This window comes from Chromobacterium sphagni, assembly GCF_001855555.1.
Lineage (GTDB): Bacteria > Pseudomonadota > Gammaproteobacteria > Burkholderiales > Chromobacteriaceae > Chromobacterium > Chromobacterium sphagni.
On sequence record NZ_MKCT01000017.1, the window covers coordinates 256,691 to 270,821 of the forward strand.

Consider the following 14,131-nt stretch of genomic DNA (forward strand, 5'->3'; position numbering starts at 1 on the left):
CCCGCTTGATGTCCAGCCCCGCTTAACTGCCTTGGCACAGGCGGCCGGCGGGGCTTTTTGCTGGCCGCTTCAATCGTAGGCCGACAGCAGTTCCGCCATCTTTTTTTGCCCCTGCGGAGAGGCGCAGGCGGCCCGCAGCCTGTCCAGCATCGCGCGGTCGCGCGCCAACGGGCTGAGGCGCGATACGTACACCGCCATCGGCTCGCGGCTGATCGGCAATTCGGACCACTGGTCGCCGGGTGACGAAATTTCGCGCAGCGTGCGGCCGCAGTCGGGACGCACGCACATCATCGCATCCAGCCGGCCGATGCGCAGCATGCGCAATCCCTGGTGCAGATCGCCGACCAGCACCGGCTGCGCGCCGGAACTGGCGATGAAGCGGTCCAGAGTGTGGGTACCGCGCAGGATGCCCACCGGACGCTGCCTTAGGCTGTCCCGGCTAAGCGCCGTGCCGCGGTAGATCACTGACAGCCGGATGGCGGTGGGGCGGCACAGCTCCAGGCCGAAGGCGTCGCGTTCCGGCGACGCGGTGAGCAGCGCCAGCGCGTTCTGGCCGCTTTTGAGGTCTTCCACCACCCGCGGCAGCGGCCGGATGTCCTGGCGCAGTTGCAGGCCGCTTTGCGCGGCCAGCCAGCGCAGGAAGCGTGGCGCCAAGCCGTCGCCGCTGGCGGCGTCGCCCCATGGTTCTATCGCCTGGCTGGACGACTGCACCGGTTCGGCGTGCGCCGTCTGCAACCACAATATCGATGCCAGCATGCCCAGCCATGTCCTGCCCATCGCGTCCCTCCGCCGTTGCGCGCCCAAGGCGTCGGGCGCGGCTAGTGCAGTATAGGCAGGCGTGTTCGGCGCCGGATGGTGCCGGCAGGCCGTTTCCTTTGCTGCATCTGACGTTGCGGTATTGTGGGGCATGAGCCACCGCCACTCCGAGAGGAGGGCTGCGGCCAATGCCCAGGTGAATTGTGCCCTCACCAAACCTTGAACACCTGCCCGGTCTCGACGCCCTCTACGCTGCGTTGATAGGCGAGGGCGACTCGGGCGGCGGGCACCGGTTCAAAACCCGGAAAATAGCTTTGCAGCGGCTCCCACGATTCTTGCAGAACGTTGGGGCACACCGCGTTGATGCGCAGTCCCGCCGTCAGCTCCACGGCCGCACCGCGGACGAAGCCTTCTATTGCCGCATTGACGGCGCAAGCGTTGCTGCCATGCCGAATCGGGATTTCGTTGCCCATGCCGCTGGTCAAGGTGATTGAGCCGCCGGCATTGAGGAAGTGCTGGCCGATCAGAGCCAGGTTTGCCTGGCCCATCAATTTATTGTCCAAGCCGATGCGAAATTGCTCGGGCGACATCTCCGTCAAGGGGCCGAGATGCAGCAGGCCGGCCGCGCAGATGATGGCATCCACCTTTCCTGTGCGCTCGAATAGTGCGCGAATGCTGTCCGGCTGCGTCATGTCCGCGTGGAGTTCTCCGCTGTCTCGACCGGCCGACAAGATTTGATGGCGGGACAGGGCGTGCTGAACCGCACGGCCTATGGTTCCTTTCGCTCCGACTAACAGTATTTTCATGTCTAGCTTTCCTTCCTTGGTTTACCACACGGTCAGCGTCTGGCCGTTGGCGATGCCTTCCACGCTGCGCACATAGGCCAAGGCGGCGCGGGCGGCGGGCACCGCTTCGAAGCCGGGGAAGTAGGGGCATAGCCTTCCCACGACTCCTGTAGCACATTCGGGCTGACTACATTGATGCGTTGGCCTCGCGTCAATTCCAGCGCGGCTGCGGCGGCGAAGCCTTCCAGCGCGCGGTTGACGGCGGTGGCGTTGCTGCCGTGGCGGATGGGCTGCTGGCTGACGATGCCGCTGGTCAGCGTGATGGAGCCGCCGTCGTTCAGGTAGTGCTGGCCGGTCAGCGCCAGGTCGATCTGGCCCAGCAGCTTGTCTTCCAGGCCGATGCGGAAGTTGGCGGCGGTGGTTTCCAGCAGCGGGCCGAAATGCAGGCTGCCGGTGGCGCTGACGATGGCGTCCAGCCGGCCGGCCTGTTCGAACATCGAGCGCACGCTGGCGCTGTCGGTGATGTCCACCCGCAAGTCGCCGCTGTTGCGGCCGGCGGTAAGGATCTGGTGATGGGACAGCGCTTGCTGCACGGCGCGGCCCAGCGTGCCGCTGGCGCCTACGATCAGGATTTTCATGGTGTGTCTCCATTGCGGTTGGCGATGGATGCAGTGTGCCGGGATTCTCCTTCTTGATTAATCCGTTATGATGAACAGGATTAATAACCTGGAGTTTCTAACTCATGGACAGGCTGCTCAGTATGGAGTTGTTCGTCGCCGTGGTGGACAAGGGGAGCTTCACCGCGGCGGCGGAGGCATATCGCCTGTCCCAGCCCATGGTCGGCAAGCATATCGCCGCTCTGGAAAAACGCCTGGGCGGCCGGCTGTTGGTGCGCACCACCCGGCGTCAGCAACTGACTGAACTGGGGCAGCATTATTATCAGCGCTGCCGCGCCATCCTGGCTGAGTTGGCGGCAGCCGAGGATGCCGCCGAGCTGCTGCGGCAACAGCCGCGCGGCGTGCTGCGGCTCAATGCTTCGGTGACGTTTGGCAGCTTGCGCCTGGCGCCGCTATTGGCCGAATTCATGGCGCGCTATCCGGAGATCGGGGTGGAGCTGGAGCTGAGCGACCAGTTGGTCGATCTGGTGGCGGACGGCTACGACGCGGTATTCCGCATTGGCCAGCTGGCCGATTCCGGCCTGGTGGCGCGGCGGCTGCGGCCTTACCGGATGATGGCGGCGGCTGCGCCGGCGTATCTGGCGGCGCGCGGCGTGCCGCGTACGCCGGCCGAGCTGGCGGGGCATGACTGCCTGGGCTTCAGCCGCTGGCAGCGCGATGACGGCTGGGACGCGCTGGCCCGCCGGCACGGCGTGGAGATCGGCGCCAGCCGCTTCCAGTGCAACCAGGGCCAGGCCTTGCGGCAGCTGGCGCTGGCCGGCGCGGGGCTGGCGCTGCAGGCGGAGGCGCTGCTGGCCGACGATGTGGCGGCGGGCCGGCTAGTGTCTTTGCTGGATGGCTATCTGCCGCCGCCCAAACCCATGCACCTGATCTACCCGGCGGACCGCCAACCTTTGCCGAAACTGAGAGTCTTCGTCGACTTCATCGTCGAGCGCCTGGGCGCGCTGTGAGTTTTATTGACCGCCCCTGTCAGAAATTCTCGTTTGTAGTGTTCCTGGCCCAAGAGTAGTGTCAAAGCATGAACACCGAACTGATCAAACCGCGCCGGCGCGACCTGTTTGCCGGTTTCTTTTCCGTCGGCATCACCGGTTTCGGCGGCGTACTGCCGCAGGCGCACAGCATGCTGGTGCAGCGGCGGCGCTGGTTGTCCGAGGCCGATTTCGCCGAACAGCTCGGGCTGTGCCAGGTGTTGCCCGGACCCAATATCGTCAATATGGCCGTGTCGGTCGGCGCGCGTTTTCACGGCGTGGCCGGCTCGATGTTGGCGGTGGCCGGCCTGCTGCTGGCGCCGATGGCCATCGTGCTGCTGTTGGGCACGCTGTATGGCCGCTACCGCCAGCTGCCGCTGGTGGAGCAGGTGATGCATGGCCTGGCCGCTGCGGCGGCGGGCTTGTTGCTGGCGATGCTGCTGCGGCTCTTGTCGCGACTGGAGCGCCACGCCTGGAGCGTCGCGGTGATGGCCTGCACGTTTGCCGCCATCGCCGTCTGGCGCCTGCCGCTGCCGTGGGTGTTGCTGGCGGCGCTGCCGCTGACGCTGTGGCTGGCCTGGCTGACGCGGCGAGGGAGCGCGCCATGATTCTGCTGCTGTTGTTGTGGCAGTTCGGCGTGCTGTCGCTGATGGCGGTCGGCGGCGCCAATGTGCTGCTGCCCGAGCTGCAGCGGCTGGTGGTGGAACAGGGCTGGATGAGCGCGCCGCAGTTTGCCGAGCTGTTCGCGCTGGCGCAGGCCGCGCCGGGGCCCAATGTGCTGGTGGTCAGCCTGATAGGCTGGCATGTGGCCGGCATGGCAGGCGCCTTGGTCAGCATGCTGGGCATGTGCCTGCCGTCGTCGCTGCTCAGCTACTACGTGTCGCGCTGGTGGGCCGAGCGCAAGGGCAGCGAGCTGACGCAGTTGATCGCGCGCGCGCTGCAGCCGCTGACGGTGGGGTTGGTGGGCGCCAGCGCCTGTCTGCTGCTGCAGGCGGCCAACCGCGACGCCGCCGGCTGGGGGCTGAGCCTGGCGGTGGCGCTGATCGCCTGGCGGCGCAACTGGAATCCGCTGTGGCTGTTGTTGCTGGGCGGGCTGATAGGCGGCTTGGGCTGGTTGTGATCCGCGGCCATAATACCGTTACCACCACGGAACGGTTCTGATATGGCGAGAGCACTCGGTCTGTTGCTGCTGTGCGGGGCATGGGCGTTGGCGCAGGCGGCCGGGACGAACATCAACTACGCGCTGGTGTCCGGCGACAATGATCCGCACTGGCCCTATATGCAGGCGCTGCTGCAGCTGGCGTGCAGCCAGATGCGGCAGCAGTGCGTGCTGCAGGCGGCGCGCGACATGAACCAGGGCCGGGCCACCGAGCAGATGCTGCGCGCCGATGGCCGCGTGGACCTGTTCTGGGGCATGACCAGCCGCGAGCGCGAGCGCAAGCTGCTGACGGTGAGGGTGCCGCTGGACAAGGGCCTGATCGGGTGGCGGGTGTCGCTGATCAACGCCGATCATCCCGACCTGTTCAAGAACGTCAAGACCCGCCGGCAGTTGACAGCTTTCCGCGCCGGCCAGGGCCAGGACTGGCCGGATACCCAGATATTGCTGCACGCCGGCCTGCCGGTGTTGACCAGCCCCGACTATCCCAATCTGTTTTCCATGCTGCGCCAGCATCGCTACGACTATTTCCCGCGCAGCGTGATCGAGGTGAAACAGGAACTGGCGTCGCCCAACAGCAAGGGGCTGATGCTGGATCCTTATCTGCTGCTGCACTATCCCACCGCCTTTTATTTCTTCGTCTCCCCCAAGCGCGCGGACCTGGCGCGGCTGCTGCGCCAGGGGTTGGACAAGAGCGTGGCCGACGGCAGCTTCGACCAGCTGTTCAAGGCCTTCAACGGCGACCACTTGCGCGAGCTCAAGCTGTCCGGCCGCACCATCATCGAGCTGGACAACCCGCTGTTGCCGGAGGACACGCCCTTGCAGCGGCGCGAGCTGTGGTTTCGCCCCTGAGGCGGGGGTGGGTATAATGCCTGCTGACCTCCATAGCGCGTGCCGACATGACCCAGCTGAGCAACGATACTTTCCTGCGGGCCCTTTTGAAAGAGCCGGTTGAATACACCCCGATCTGGATGATGCGCCAAGCCGGCCGCTACCTGCCGGAGTACCGCGCCAGCCGCGCCCGCGCCGGCAGCTTCATGGGCCTGTGCACCAGTCCGGATTTCGCCACCGAAGTGACGCTGCAGCCGCTGGAGCGGTTCCCGCTGGACGCGGCCATCCTGTTTTCCGACATCCTGACCGTGCCGGACGCGATGGGCCTGGGCCTGTATTTCGCCGAGGGCGAGGGCCCCAGGTTCGAGCGCCCGCTGCGCGACGAAGCCGCCATCCGCACCTTGCAGCCGGCGCCGCTGGACAAGCTGCAATACGTTTTCGACGCGGTGGCCAGCATCCGCAAAGCGCTGAACGGCCGCGTGCCGCTGATCGGCTTTTCCGGCAGCCCGTTCACGCTGGCCTGCTATATGGTCGAGGGCGGCGGCTCCGCCGACTTCCGCCACGTCAAGGCCATGCTGTACAGTCGTCCGGAGCTGCTGCACCACATCCTGGAGATGAACGCCCGCTCGGTGACCGCCTACCTCAACGCCCAGATCGACGCCGGCGCGCAGGCGGTGCAGATCTTCGACACCTGGGGCGGCGCGCTCAGCCACGCCGCGTACAAGGAGTTCTCGCTGGCCTATATGCAGCGCATTGTCGCCGGCCTCAAGCGCGAGTCCGACGGCCGGCGCGTGCCGGTGATCGTGTTCACCAAGAACGGCGGCCAATGGCTGGAAGACATCGCCGCCATCGGCGCCGACTGCGTCGGACTGGACTGGACCGCCGATATCGGCCTGGCGCGCGCGCGCGTCGGCGACAAGGTGGCGCTGCAGGGCAACTTCGACCCCAACGCGCTGTTCGCCGAGCCGGCCGCCATCGAGCGCGAAGCGGCGCGCATCCTGCAAGGCTATGGCAGCGGCAGCGGCCACGTCTTCAATCTGGGCCACGGCATTTCGCAGTTTGCCGATCCGGCTCATGCCGGCGCGCTGGTCGAGGCCGTGCACCGGTTGTCGCGCCCTTATCATTGCCAGTGACGTTTCCCGCCAAGCTGGTGCATCGCCTGGTGCGCGGCGCACCAGCTTGGTGCCTGTCGTGAATATTGAATGATTCCTTGTTTTTGTTTAAACAAATCAGTCATTTTCATGATGGGAATCCGCGGAAAAAATCCCGGTTTTTTTAAGTTTTTATTGCACTTGTCCTATTGCGGCCTTTGTTGACCGCCAGGGTATCCGAGCCCGCCAGAGCCGCTTTCGGCTCTGTTTCCAAATGGATATTTGCATCCCGAAAAATGTGTGTTGACAGCGGGCGACGCTGGTGTTCCTGGAGTTATGCACACCGCCTAGTCGCTGGCGCCTCGCTTGTCAAGCATGTGCGGGGGAAAATAGTCAACTTTATAAGTTGTTGAAAATAAAAGAGTTTTACATTTGATTAATTTTTGTGCAATCCAACGGAAACACTGATTTCATGGCTTTTTGCCAGGTATCACCAAGGTTGTTCACAAAGTTATCCACAAGATCTGTGCACAGCGGATGCAAAGCCTTGTCGCAGCAGGGTTTGCCTGAGGAAGGCATGTAAATGGATGGTAAGGATCTGGTCCAGGTGGTGGTGGATCTGCCGCTGCCCGGAACGTTCAGCTACCTGACTCAATCACCCGTCATGGGTGGCGCGCGAGTCTGCGTTCCGTTCGGAAATCGCCGGGTATGTGGCGTAGTTGTCGCGCCGATACCGGGGGAGGGTGTCAGCCAGATCGATGCGGCCAAGTTGCGATGCATCGAAACCGTGCTCGACGGCTTGCCGCCATTGCCGGAGGAGTTTCTGGCGCTGGTCGATTTTGCCGCCGGCTATTACCACCATCCGCTGGGGCCGACGCTGTTCACCGCGCTGCCCACCGGCCTGCGCGAGCCGCGCGATGTGCGCCGGGTCGACCAACGGCCCTTTGCGCTCACCGCTGCGGGTCTGGCTGAAGCTCCGCCAGCGCGGCAGCGCGCGCGGCTGGCGTTGTGGCAGGCCTTGCAGGACGGGCCGTTGCGGCTGGAGCAGGCCAAGGCGGTGACGCCGCAGGCCGGAAAGCTGCTGGCCGACTGGCTGGCCGAGGACAAGGCGGAGCGGATCACGCCGGAGCGTCCGCCTCTGGTGCTGGGCGAAGCGCCGGCGCTCAACGCCGAGCAGCGGGCGGCGCTGGACGCCTTGTGCAGCAGCCAGGGCTTTCAGCCCTGGCTGCTGCACGGCGTCACCGGCAGCGGCAAGACTGAGGTCTACCTGCAGTTGATCGCCGGCCACCTGGCGGCGCGGCGGCAGGTGCTGGTGCTGGTGCCGGAAATCAACCTGACGCCGCAATTGATCAACCGCTTCCTCGAACGCTTTCCCGGCAGCCGCATCGTGGTGCAGCACAGCCATCTAGCCGAAGGCGAGCGCATGCACGGTTGGCTGGACGCCTGGCACGGCGATGCCGACGTGGTGATCGGCACCCGATTGTCGGTGTTCACCCCGCTGCCGCGGCTGGGCCTGATCGTGGTGGACGAGGAGCACGATGGCTCGTTCAAGCAGCAGGACGGCCTGCGCTACCACGCGCGCGATCTGGCGGTGTGGCGCGCGCGCCGCGCCGGCATTTCCATCGTGCTGGGCTCGGCCACGCCCTGCCTGGAGACGGTGGCCAATGTCGAGGCCGGCCGCTACCGCAAGCTGGTGCTGTCGCAGCGCGCGCACGGCGCCGCCAGACTGCCGGATGTCAGGCTGGTGGATACCCGGCGCCGGCAACTGGTGGAAGGCTTGGCCGAAGGGGTGGTCGAGGCGCTGAAAACGCGGCTGGCGCGGCGCGAGATGAGCCTGGTGTTCATCAATCGCCGCGGCTTCGCCCCGGTGGTGGCCTGCACCGCCTGCGGCTGGACCAGCGGTTGCCCGCACTGTTCGGCCAAGCTGGTGGTGCATTTGCTGGAGCGCAAGCTGCGCTGCCACCATTGCGGCTGGGAGGAGCCGGTGCCGCGCGCCTGCCCGGATTGCGGCGATCCCGATATCAAGCCGCTGGGGGAGGGCACGCAGCGGCTGGAGGCGGCGCTGCAGCGCATGCTGCCCGAGGCGCGGGTGCTGCGGATAGACCGGGACACCACCAGCCGCAAGGACGCCTGGGACGAGGTGTACCGCAAGGTAAACGGCGGCGAGGTGGACATCCTGGTCGGCACCCAGATGCTGGCCAAGGGCCACGACTTCGGCACGCTGTCGTTGGTGACGGTGCTGGGCGCCGACGGCGGCCTGTACTCCGCCGATTTCCGCGCGTCGGAACGGCTGTTCTCGCAGTTGATGCAGGTGGCCGGCCGCGCCGGCCGCGCGGAGGCGCCGGGCGAGGTGCTGGTCCAGACCCAGTGGCCGGACCACCCGCTGTACCAGGCGCTGGTGGCGCACGATTTCGACGGCTACGCCGCCAGCTTGCTGGCGGAGCGTCGCCAGGCCGGTTTTCCGCCCAGCGTGTTCCAGGCGCTGCTGCGCGCCGACAGCCCGGAACTGGCGCAGGCCACCGCCTTTCTCAAACAGGCGCGCGCGCTGCTGGAGCCGCTGGCCGAGGGCGTGCTGATTTCCGGCCCGGCGCCGGCGCTGATGGCGCGGCTGGCGCAGCGCGAGCGGGCGCAGCTGGTGCTGGAGGCGGTGCAGCGCGGCGCGCTGCACCGCTTGCTCTCGCAGCTGCAGCCCTTGCTCGATCCGCTGGCGCGCCAGCATGGCCGCAGCCTGCGCTGGTCGCTGGATGTCGATCCGCAGGAGTTATGAGATGAAGATGACGAGACAATTGACGCTGCTGGCCGCGCTGGCGGTTTACGCCGCGCCGGAGTTGGCCCTGGCGCTGGATTTGCACGGCTTCAAGCCGGACGAGATCGCCGTCTGGGCCGCCGCTGTGGAAGGGGGCCAGCCCTTGGCGGCGCATCGCGCCGACGCGGCGGTGAATCCGGCTTCCACCATGAAGCTGCTCACCGGCTGGGCGGCGCTGAACCGGCTGGGGCCGGACTACCGCTGGAAGACGGCGCTGCTGTCGGCCGCGCCGCTGCGGGGCGATGCGCTCAGCGGCGATTTGTACTGGCTGGGCGGCGGCGATCCGCGTTTCGACAACGGCAATCTCTTGAGCCTGCTGTACAACCTGCGGCTGCGCGGCGTGCGCCAGCTGGACGGCAAGCTGTTGCTGGACAAGCGGGCGTTCAGCCGGCTGGCCAGCGCCGACGATTTCGACGGCGACGCCGGCAAGGCCTTCGTGGTGGGGCCGGACACCCATCTGACCAATCTGAAAGTGGCCTGGCTGACCTTCTTCAACGACGGGCATGGCGCGCGGGTGGCGCTGGACCCGCCGTTGCCGGGTGTCAATCTGCAGGTGGATGTCAAATCCGGCGGGGATGAGGCCTGCCCGGACGTGCGCCGCTTCGTCGCCATCCGCAACGATGGCCGCCATGTCAGTGTGACCGGCAGTGTGCCGGCCGCCTGCGACGGCGCGCGCGCCTACGTCAACGTGCTGGAGCATGACGAATTCGCCGGCCAGGACTTTGCCGCGCTGTGGCATGCGCTGGGCGGCAGCGGACCGCTGACGGTGGCGCAGGGCCGGGCGCCGGACAATGCGCGCGAGCTGGCGGTCTGGCAGTCGCAGCCGCTGGCGGTGGCGTTGGCCGACATCAACAAGTACAGCAACAACACCATGGCGCGCACCCTGTTTCTGACGCTGGGCAAAGAGGCCGGCGGCGGCGACACCGCCGCCGCCGCCGAGCGCGCGCTGCGGGAGCAACTGGCGCAAAGGCGCATCGACGACGCGAATCTGCTGGAGTTGGAAAACGGCTCCGGCCTGTCGCGGCGCGAGCGGGTGAGCGTCCGCCTGCTGGGCGAGGTGCTGCTGGATGCCGCGCGCGGGCCTTACGCCGGCGAGTTCTTGGCCAGCCTGCCCATCGCCAGCGAGGATGGCACGCTGAAGAAACGCTTCGCCGACCTGGGGCCGCGGCTCAGGATGAAGACCGGCACCTTGCGCGACGTGAAGGCGCTGGCCGGCTACTGGCAGGCCGCCGATGGCCGCCGCCTTGCCATCGTCGCCATTGTCAACAGCCCGCGCGCGGCGGAAATGGGCAAGGCGCTGGACGCGGTGGTCGGCGATCTGGTGCAGGCGTTCGATCCGGCGGCGGCGCGATCCGGCGCAAACCGCTAAGGCGCCGACTCAGGCTATAATCGACCCCGACAGACCTTAATCAGGCGAGGAATATGAAACCGGTTACCATGTACACCACCGCGGTATGCCCGTACTGCGTGCGCGCCAAGCAACTGCTGGCCAGCAAGGGCGTGAGCGGCATCCAGGAAGTCCGCATCGACCTGGACCCCGAGCAGCGCGACAAGATGATGGCCATCACCGGCCGCCGCACCGTGCCGCAGATCTTCATCGGCGACACCCATATCGGCGGCTGCGACGACCTGGTGGCGCTGAACCACGCCGGCAAGCTGGATACCCTGCTGGCGGACTGAGCGGCGCGCGGGCCGCGCCGGTTGGCCGACGCCGGCTTTCATGCGATGATGCCCGCCGTTGTACCCAATTAAAATTCGGCCGTCATGGCGACGGTTTTTTGTGAGAAAGAAAATGAGCGAACAACAAGAGCTGCAACCGGCGTTTTCCATCGAAAAAATCTATGTGAAAGACATGTCGCTGGAGGTGCCCGGCGCGCCGCAGGTGTTCCTGGAGCAGGCCCAGCCGGAAATCGATATGCAGCTGGCCAGCGCCGGCCAGCAATTGGACGACGGTTTCTACGAAGTGACGCTGACGGTCACCGTAACCGCCAAGCTGCCGGAAAAGACCATGTTCCTGTGCGAAGTGGCCCAGTCCGGCATCTTCCAGATCCGCAACGTGCCAGGCGACGACCTCGACCCGATCCTGGGCGTGGCTTGCCCGAACATCTTGTTCCCCTACGCCCGCGAAGCGGTGTCCAGCGTGGTGAATCGCGCCGGCTTCCCGCCGGTGCTGCTGGCCCCGATCAACTTCGAAGCCCTGTACATGCAGCAGCGTGCGCAGCTGGCCGAAGCCGGCAACGCCTGAGGTTGAGCATGAAGCGCCTCGTCATCACGCTGCTGTTGGCCCTGGGCATGGCCCAGGCCGCCCAGGCCCTGGAATTCCGCTCGGTCAAGGAAACCGGCGTCGCATTGTACGAGGCGCCGGCGCTGTCCGCGAAGAAGCTGTTCGTGGTCAGCCGCTATTATCCGGTGGAAGTGCTGTCCAGCCAGAAGGAATGGGCGCGGGTGCGCGACGCCACCGGCGGCATCGCCTGGATTCCCGCTGCCGCCTTGTCCAAGCAGCGCTGGCTGCTGGTGGTGTCGCCGCAGGCCGGCGTGCGCGACCGGGCCGGCGAAGACGGCAGGCTCTTGTACAGCGTGCCCAGGGACGGCGTGCTGGAACTGATGGAAGCGCCGCAGGACGGCTGGGCCAAGGTGCGCCACCGCGACGGCAGCATCGGCTATGCTCGTATTACCGACTTGTGGGGTTTATAAGGGCTTAGCATGAAACTGGCGATTTTGGGAGCCGGCGCCTGGGGAACCGCGCTGGCTATAGCTTTTTCCCGCCACCATCAGGTGACGCTGTGGGCGCGCGACGCCGCGCAGATCGCGCAGATGGCCGAGGCCCGCGCCAATCGGCGCTACCTGCCCGACTGCCCGTTTCCCGATAGCTTGACGCTGAATGCCGATCTGGCGGGCGCCCTGCTGGATGCCGAGCTGGTGTTGATCGTCACCCCGATGGCGGGCCTGAGGCCGACGCTGAAGGCGTTGACCGCGCTGCCGGTCCTGCCGCCGGTATTGTGGGCCTGCAAGGGTTTCGAAGCCGGCTCCAGCCTGCTGCCGCACCAGGTGGTGGCGGAGGAATTGCCGGCCGACCATCCTTGCGGCGTGTTGTCCGGTCCCAGCTTCGCCCGCGAAGTGGCGCAGGGACTGCCGGCGGCGGTCACCGTCGCCAGCGACGACGGCGATTTCGCCGCCCGCGTCGCGCGCGAGCTGCATAGTCCGCTGCTGCGCCTGTACGCCAACGACGACCTGGTGGGGGTGGAGGTGGGCGGCGCGGTGAAGAACGTGATGGCCATCGCCACCGGCGTCGCCGACGGCCTGGACTTCGGCCTCAACGCCCGCGCGGCGCTGATCACCCGCGGCCTGGCCGAGATCACCCGCCTGGCCATGGCGCTGGGCGCCAGCCCGCAGACCATGATGGGCTTGTCCGGCATGGGCGACTTGATCCTCACTTGCACCGGCGCGCTGTCGCGCAACCGCCAGGTGGGACTGAAGCTGGCCGAAGGCAAGCCCCTGCCGCAGGTGCTGGACGAGCTGGGCCATGTCGCCGAAGGCGTGGCCACTGCCCGCGAGGTGCTGACCATGGCCGAGCGCTTGCAGGTGGACATGCCGATCACCGCCGCGGTGTGCGGCCTGTTGTACCAGGGCCACGATCCCAAGCAGGTGGTGGCCGGGTTGCTGGGCCGCTCGCCCAAATCCGAATCCGGCGCGATGCTGGATTGAGCCGGCCGCAGCCGCCGTTTGCCGGCGGCGGCCACGGCCGAACGCCGCCTCATGTGTTTGGTTTTCCCTTCCTGTCAGTGCGGGCTGAAGGTCCGCCGTTCCAGCAACTGGTCCTCGGCGTCTTGCGACAAGCGGATCGCCTCCGCCGCCCGCGCCCGCAGCCCGCTCTGGTAGCTGGCCAGGCTGACCGCTAGCGGCTGCTGCCCAGCGGCGGCGATGCCAAGCTGCGCCGCCAGCGCCGCCGCGTCGCGCAAGGCGGTATTGGCTCCCAGGCCGCCGGCCGGACTCATCGCATGCATCGCGTCGCCCAGCACGGTGACCGGCCCGGCCGGCCAGTTGGCGTTTGCGTTGCCGCTGCGCACGCGCATCAGCGCCAGCGAGGCCGGTTCGGCAAGGCGAAACGCCGCCTGCAAATCCGGATGCCAGTCCCGCGCCACGCTGGCCAAGCGCGCGGCCCACTCGGCTCCGGCCGCCGCTTCCCCGTTTGGGGTTGCCTGGGCGAACATGCTTTGCGGGCAGTACAAGGCCCAGTACAGATAGTCGTCTACCGCGCTGAAGCGGCCAGCGAGTCCGGCTTGCGTTGCCAGTCCCGGCAGCGGGGCGGCGAAAGTCATGGCGTCGATCACGACCACGCACTCGTCGGCGAACACCACGGCCGGGCCGGCGCATAAGCGCGGCTCCAGCCGCTGCCGGTTGGCTGGCGTCAGCAAGGTCTTGCCGTACAGGCAAACCGCTCCGGTTTCCGCTGGCGCGGCGTTCGGCGCCAGCTGGCGCCGAACCTGGGAGTGGACGCCATCGGCCGCCACCAGCACATCGCACAGCCGGGACGCCCCATCGTCGAAATCGATGGCCAGCTTATCGCCTTGTTGCCGGAAGCGGGCAAAGCCCTTGCCAAATTGCACATGCGCTTCGATGCCGCATAGCAGGATTTCGCGCAGAGTCTGGCGATGGACTCTCAAATCGCCGCCGTCATGCTCGCTGTCCTCGGTTTGGGTGGCCGGACGCCAGTGTTCCGCGGCCCGGCCAACGGTTTCCCGCAGCTGGGTGTCGAAAAAGCGGCCGGCCGGGCCGGTTTGCGCGCAGCTCCGGCGGAACAGGCGGTAGAGCGCCGGCGGCAGGCAGTCGGCCAGCGCGCCGCGGCCGGCTTCGTCGATGCGGATGCGGTAGCCCTGCGTCCGGCTGTCCAGCGCGGGGTCTTTCTCGAATACGGTGAACGGGACACCCAGGCGTTTCAGGCTCTGGGCCAGACTCAGGCCGCCGATGCCGGCGCCTATGATCGCTACATGAAAATCCGCTGGCATTGCCGTCTCCTAGCCGCGTGTTGTTGAGGTGCGTTTAGTGTGGGTGCGAACCGGC

General features: G+C 66.9%; 15 protein-coding genes. 11 read left to right on the plus strand and 4 right to left on the minus strand.

Features of this window, described 5'->3' with window-relative positions:
- Positions 1–69 precede the first annotated feature (69 nt).
- The 3 genes from BI344_RS09465 to BI344_RS09475 all read right to left on the minus strand — a co-directional run bounded on the left by BI344_RS09465 (position 70) and on the right by BI344_RS09475 (position 2,179).
- A complete protein-coding gene (locus BI344_RS09465; protein WP_071112697.1) occupies positions 70–777 on the minus strand; it encodes a type 2 periplasmic-binding domain-containing protein in 708 nt (235 codons plus the stop codon).
- A gap of 188 nt (positions 778–965) precedes the next feature.
- Positions 966–1,562: a short chain dehydrogenase gene (locus BI344_RS09470; RefSeq protein ID WP_071112698.1), complete on the minus strand. Its 597-nt coding sequence runs from the start codon at positions 1,560–1,562 to the stop codon at positions 966–968.
- A 32-nt stretch (positions 1,563–1,594) separates the two neighbouring features.
- Positions 1,595–2,179, minus strand: a complete 585-nt coding sequence (locus BI344_RS09475) for a short chain dehydrogenase (protein WP_241499295.1) — start codon at positions 2,177–2,179, stop codon at positions 1,595–1,597.
- Between the two features lie 104 nt (positions 2,180–2,283).
- Between BI344_RS09475 and BI344_RS09480 the strand changes: the two genes are divergently transcribed.
- The 11 genes from BI344_RS09480 (at position 2,284) to BI344_RS09530 (ending at position 12,775) form a co-directional block, all read left to right on the plus strand.
- Positions 2,284–3,168, plus strand: coding sequence for a LysR family transcriptional regulator (locus tag BI344_RS09480; protein ID WP_071112699.1), 885 nt, complete (start codon positions 2,284–2,286; stop codon positions 3,166–3,168).
- A gap of 68 nt (positions 3,169–3,236) precedes the next feature.
- Positions 3,237–3,794 carry a chromate transporter gene (locus BI344_RS09485; RefSeq protein WP_071112700.1) on the plus strand — a complete coding sequence of 186 codons (558 nt, stop codon included), beginning with the start codon at positions 3,237–3,239 and terminating at the stop codon, positions 3,792–3,794.
- Complete coding sequence (locus BI344_RS09490) at positions 3,791–4,306, plus strand: chromate transporter (RefSeq protein ID WP_071112701.1); 516 nt, start codon at positions 3,791–3,793, stop codon at positions 4,304–4,306. Before BI344_RS09485 ends, BI344_RS09490 begins: the two co-directional genes overlap by 4 nt.
- A gap of 42 nt (positions 4,307–4,348) precedes the next feature.
- Complete coding sequence (locus tag BI344_RS09495; protein ID WP_071112702.1) at positions 4,349–5,194, plus strand: type 2 periplasmic-binding domain-containing protein; 846 nt, start codon at positions 4,349–4,351, stop codon at positions 5,192–5,194.
- A 47-nt stretch (positions 5,195–5,241) separates the two neighbouring features.
- Positions 5,242–6,306, plus strand: coding sequence for a uroporphyrinogen decarboxylase (hemE, locus tag BI344_RS09500; RefSeq protein WP_071112703.1), 1,065 nt, complete (start codon positions 5,242–5,244; stop codon positions 6,304–6,306).
- Between the two features lie 541 nt (positions 6,307–6,847).
- On the plus strand, positions 6,848–9,031 hold the full coding sequence (locus BI344_RS09505; protein WP_071112704.1) for a primosomal protein N': 2,184 nt from the start codon (positions 6,848–6,850) through the stop codon (positions 9,029–9,031).
- A gap of 1 nt (position 9,032) precedes the next feature.
- Positions 9,033–10,439 carry a D-alanyl-D-alanine carboxypeptidase/D-alanyl-D-alanine endopeptidase gene (gene dacB, locus BI344_RS09510; protein WP_071112705.1) on the plus strand — a complete coding sequence of 469 codons (1,407 nt, stop codon included), beginning with the start codon at positions 9,033–9,035 and terminating at the stop codon, positions 10,437–10,439.
- A gap of 53 nt (positions 10,440–10,492) precedes the next feature.
- Positions 10,493–10,750 (plus strand): glutaredoxin 3, encoded by a 258-nt coding sequence (grxC, locus tag BI344_RS09515; protein WP_071112706.1) that lies wholly within the window; start codon positions 10,493–10,495, stop codon positions 10,748–10,750.
- Positions 10,751–10,862: 112 nt separating this feature from the next.
- Complete coding sequence (secB, locus tag BI344_RS09520; protein ID WP_071112707.1) at positions 10,863–11,315, plus strand: protein-export chaperone SecB; 453 nt, start codon at positions 10,863–10,865, stop codon at positions 11,313–11,315.
- An 8-nt stretch (positions 11,316–11,323) separates the two neighbouring features.
- The gene (locus BI344_RS09525) at positions 11,324–11,764 is read left to right on the plus strand and encodes an SH3 domain-containing protein (RefSeq protein ID WP_071112958.1); all 441 of its coding nucleotides are present in this window, start codon (positions 11,324–11,326) and stop codon (positions 11,762–11,764) included.
- A gap of 9 nt (positions 11,765–11,773) precedes the next feature.
- A complete protein-coding gene (locus BI344_RS09530; RefSeq protein ID WP_071112708.1) occupies positions 11,774–12,775 on the plus strand; it encodes an NAD(P)H-dependent glycerol-3-phosphate dehydrogenase in 1,002 nt (333 codons plus the stop codon).
- Between the two features lie 74 nt (positions 12,776–12,849).
- Here BI344_RS09530 and BI344_RS09535 read toward each other — a convergent pair whose 3' ends face one another.
- Positions 12,850–14,076 (minus strand): FAD-dependent oxidoreductase, encoded by a 1,227-nt coding sequence (locus tag BI344_RS09535; RefSeq protein ID WP_071112709.1) that lies wholly within the window; start codon positions 14,074–14,076, stop codon positions 12,850–12,852.
- Positions 14,077–14,131: the final 55 nt, after the last annotated feature.

What these genes read in the sequence shown, in the direction of transcription:
- BI344_RS09465 (WP_071112697.1), bottom strand. Translation starts at nt 777, where the DNA reads ATGGGCAGGACATGGCTGGGCATGCTGGCATCGATATTGTGGTTGCAG.
- BI344_RS09470 (WP_071112698.1), bottom strand. Translation starts at nt 1,562, where the DNA reads ATGAAAATACTGTTAGTCGGAGCGAAAGGAACCATAGGCCGTGCGGTT.
- BI344_RS09475 (WP_241499295.1), bottom strand. Translation starts at nt 2,179, where the DNA reads ATGAAAATCCTGATCGTAGGCGCCAGCGGCACGCTGGGCCGCGCCGTG.
- BI344_RS09480 (WP_071112699.1), top strand. Translation starts at nt 2,284, where the DNA reads ATGGACAGGCTGCTCAGTATGGAGTTGTTCGTCGCCGTGGTGGACAAG.
- BI344_RS09485 (WP_071112700.1), top strand. Translation starts at nt 3,237, where the DNA reads ATGAACACCGAACTGATCAAACCGCGCCGGCGCGACCTGTTTGCCGGT.
- BI344_RS09490 (WP_071112701.1), top strand. Translation starts at nt 3,791, where the DNA reads ATGATTCTGCTGCTGTTGTTGTGGCAGTTCGGCGTGCTGTCGCTGATG.
- BI344_RS09495 (WP_071112702.1), top strand. Translation starts at nt 4,349, where the DNA reads ATGGCGAGAGCACTCGGTCTGTTGCTGCTGTGCGGGGCATGGGCGTTG.
- hemE (WP_071112703.1), top strand. Translation starts at nt 5,242, where the DNA reads ATGACCCAGCTGAGCAACGATACTTTCCTGCGGGCCCTTTTGAAAGAG.
- BI344_RS09505 (WP_071112704.1), top strand. Translation starts at nt 6,848, where the DNA reads ATGGATGGTAAGGATCTGGTCCAGGTGGTGGTGGATCTGCCGCTGCCC.
- dacB (WP_071112705.1), top strand. Translation starts at nt 9,033, where the DNA reads ATGAAGATGACGAGACAATTGACGCTGCTGGCCGCGCTGGCGGTTTAC.
- grxC (WP_071112706.1), top strand. Translation starts at nt 10,493, where the DNA reads ATGAAACCGGTTACCATGTACACCACCGCGGTATGCCCGTACTGCGTG.
- secB (WP_071112707.1), top strand. Translation starts at nt 10,863, where the DNA reads ATGAGCGAACAACAAGAGCTGCAACCGGCGTTTTCCATCGAAAAAATC.
- BI344_RS09525 (WP_071112958.1), top strand. Translation starts at nt 11,324, where the DNA reads ATGAAGCGCCTCGTCATCACGCTGCTGTTGGCCCTGGGCATGGCCCAG.
- BI344_RS09530 (WP_071112708.1), top strand. Translation starts at nt 11,774, where the DNA reads ATGAAACTGGCGATTTTGGGAGCCGGCGCCTGGGGAACCGCGCTGGCT.
- BI344_RS09535 (WP_071112709.1), bottom strand. Translation starts at nt 14,076, where the DNA reads ATGCCAGCGGATTTTCATGTAGCGATCATAGGCGCCGGCATCGGCGGC.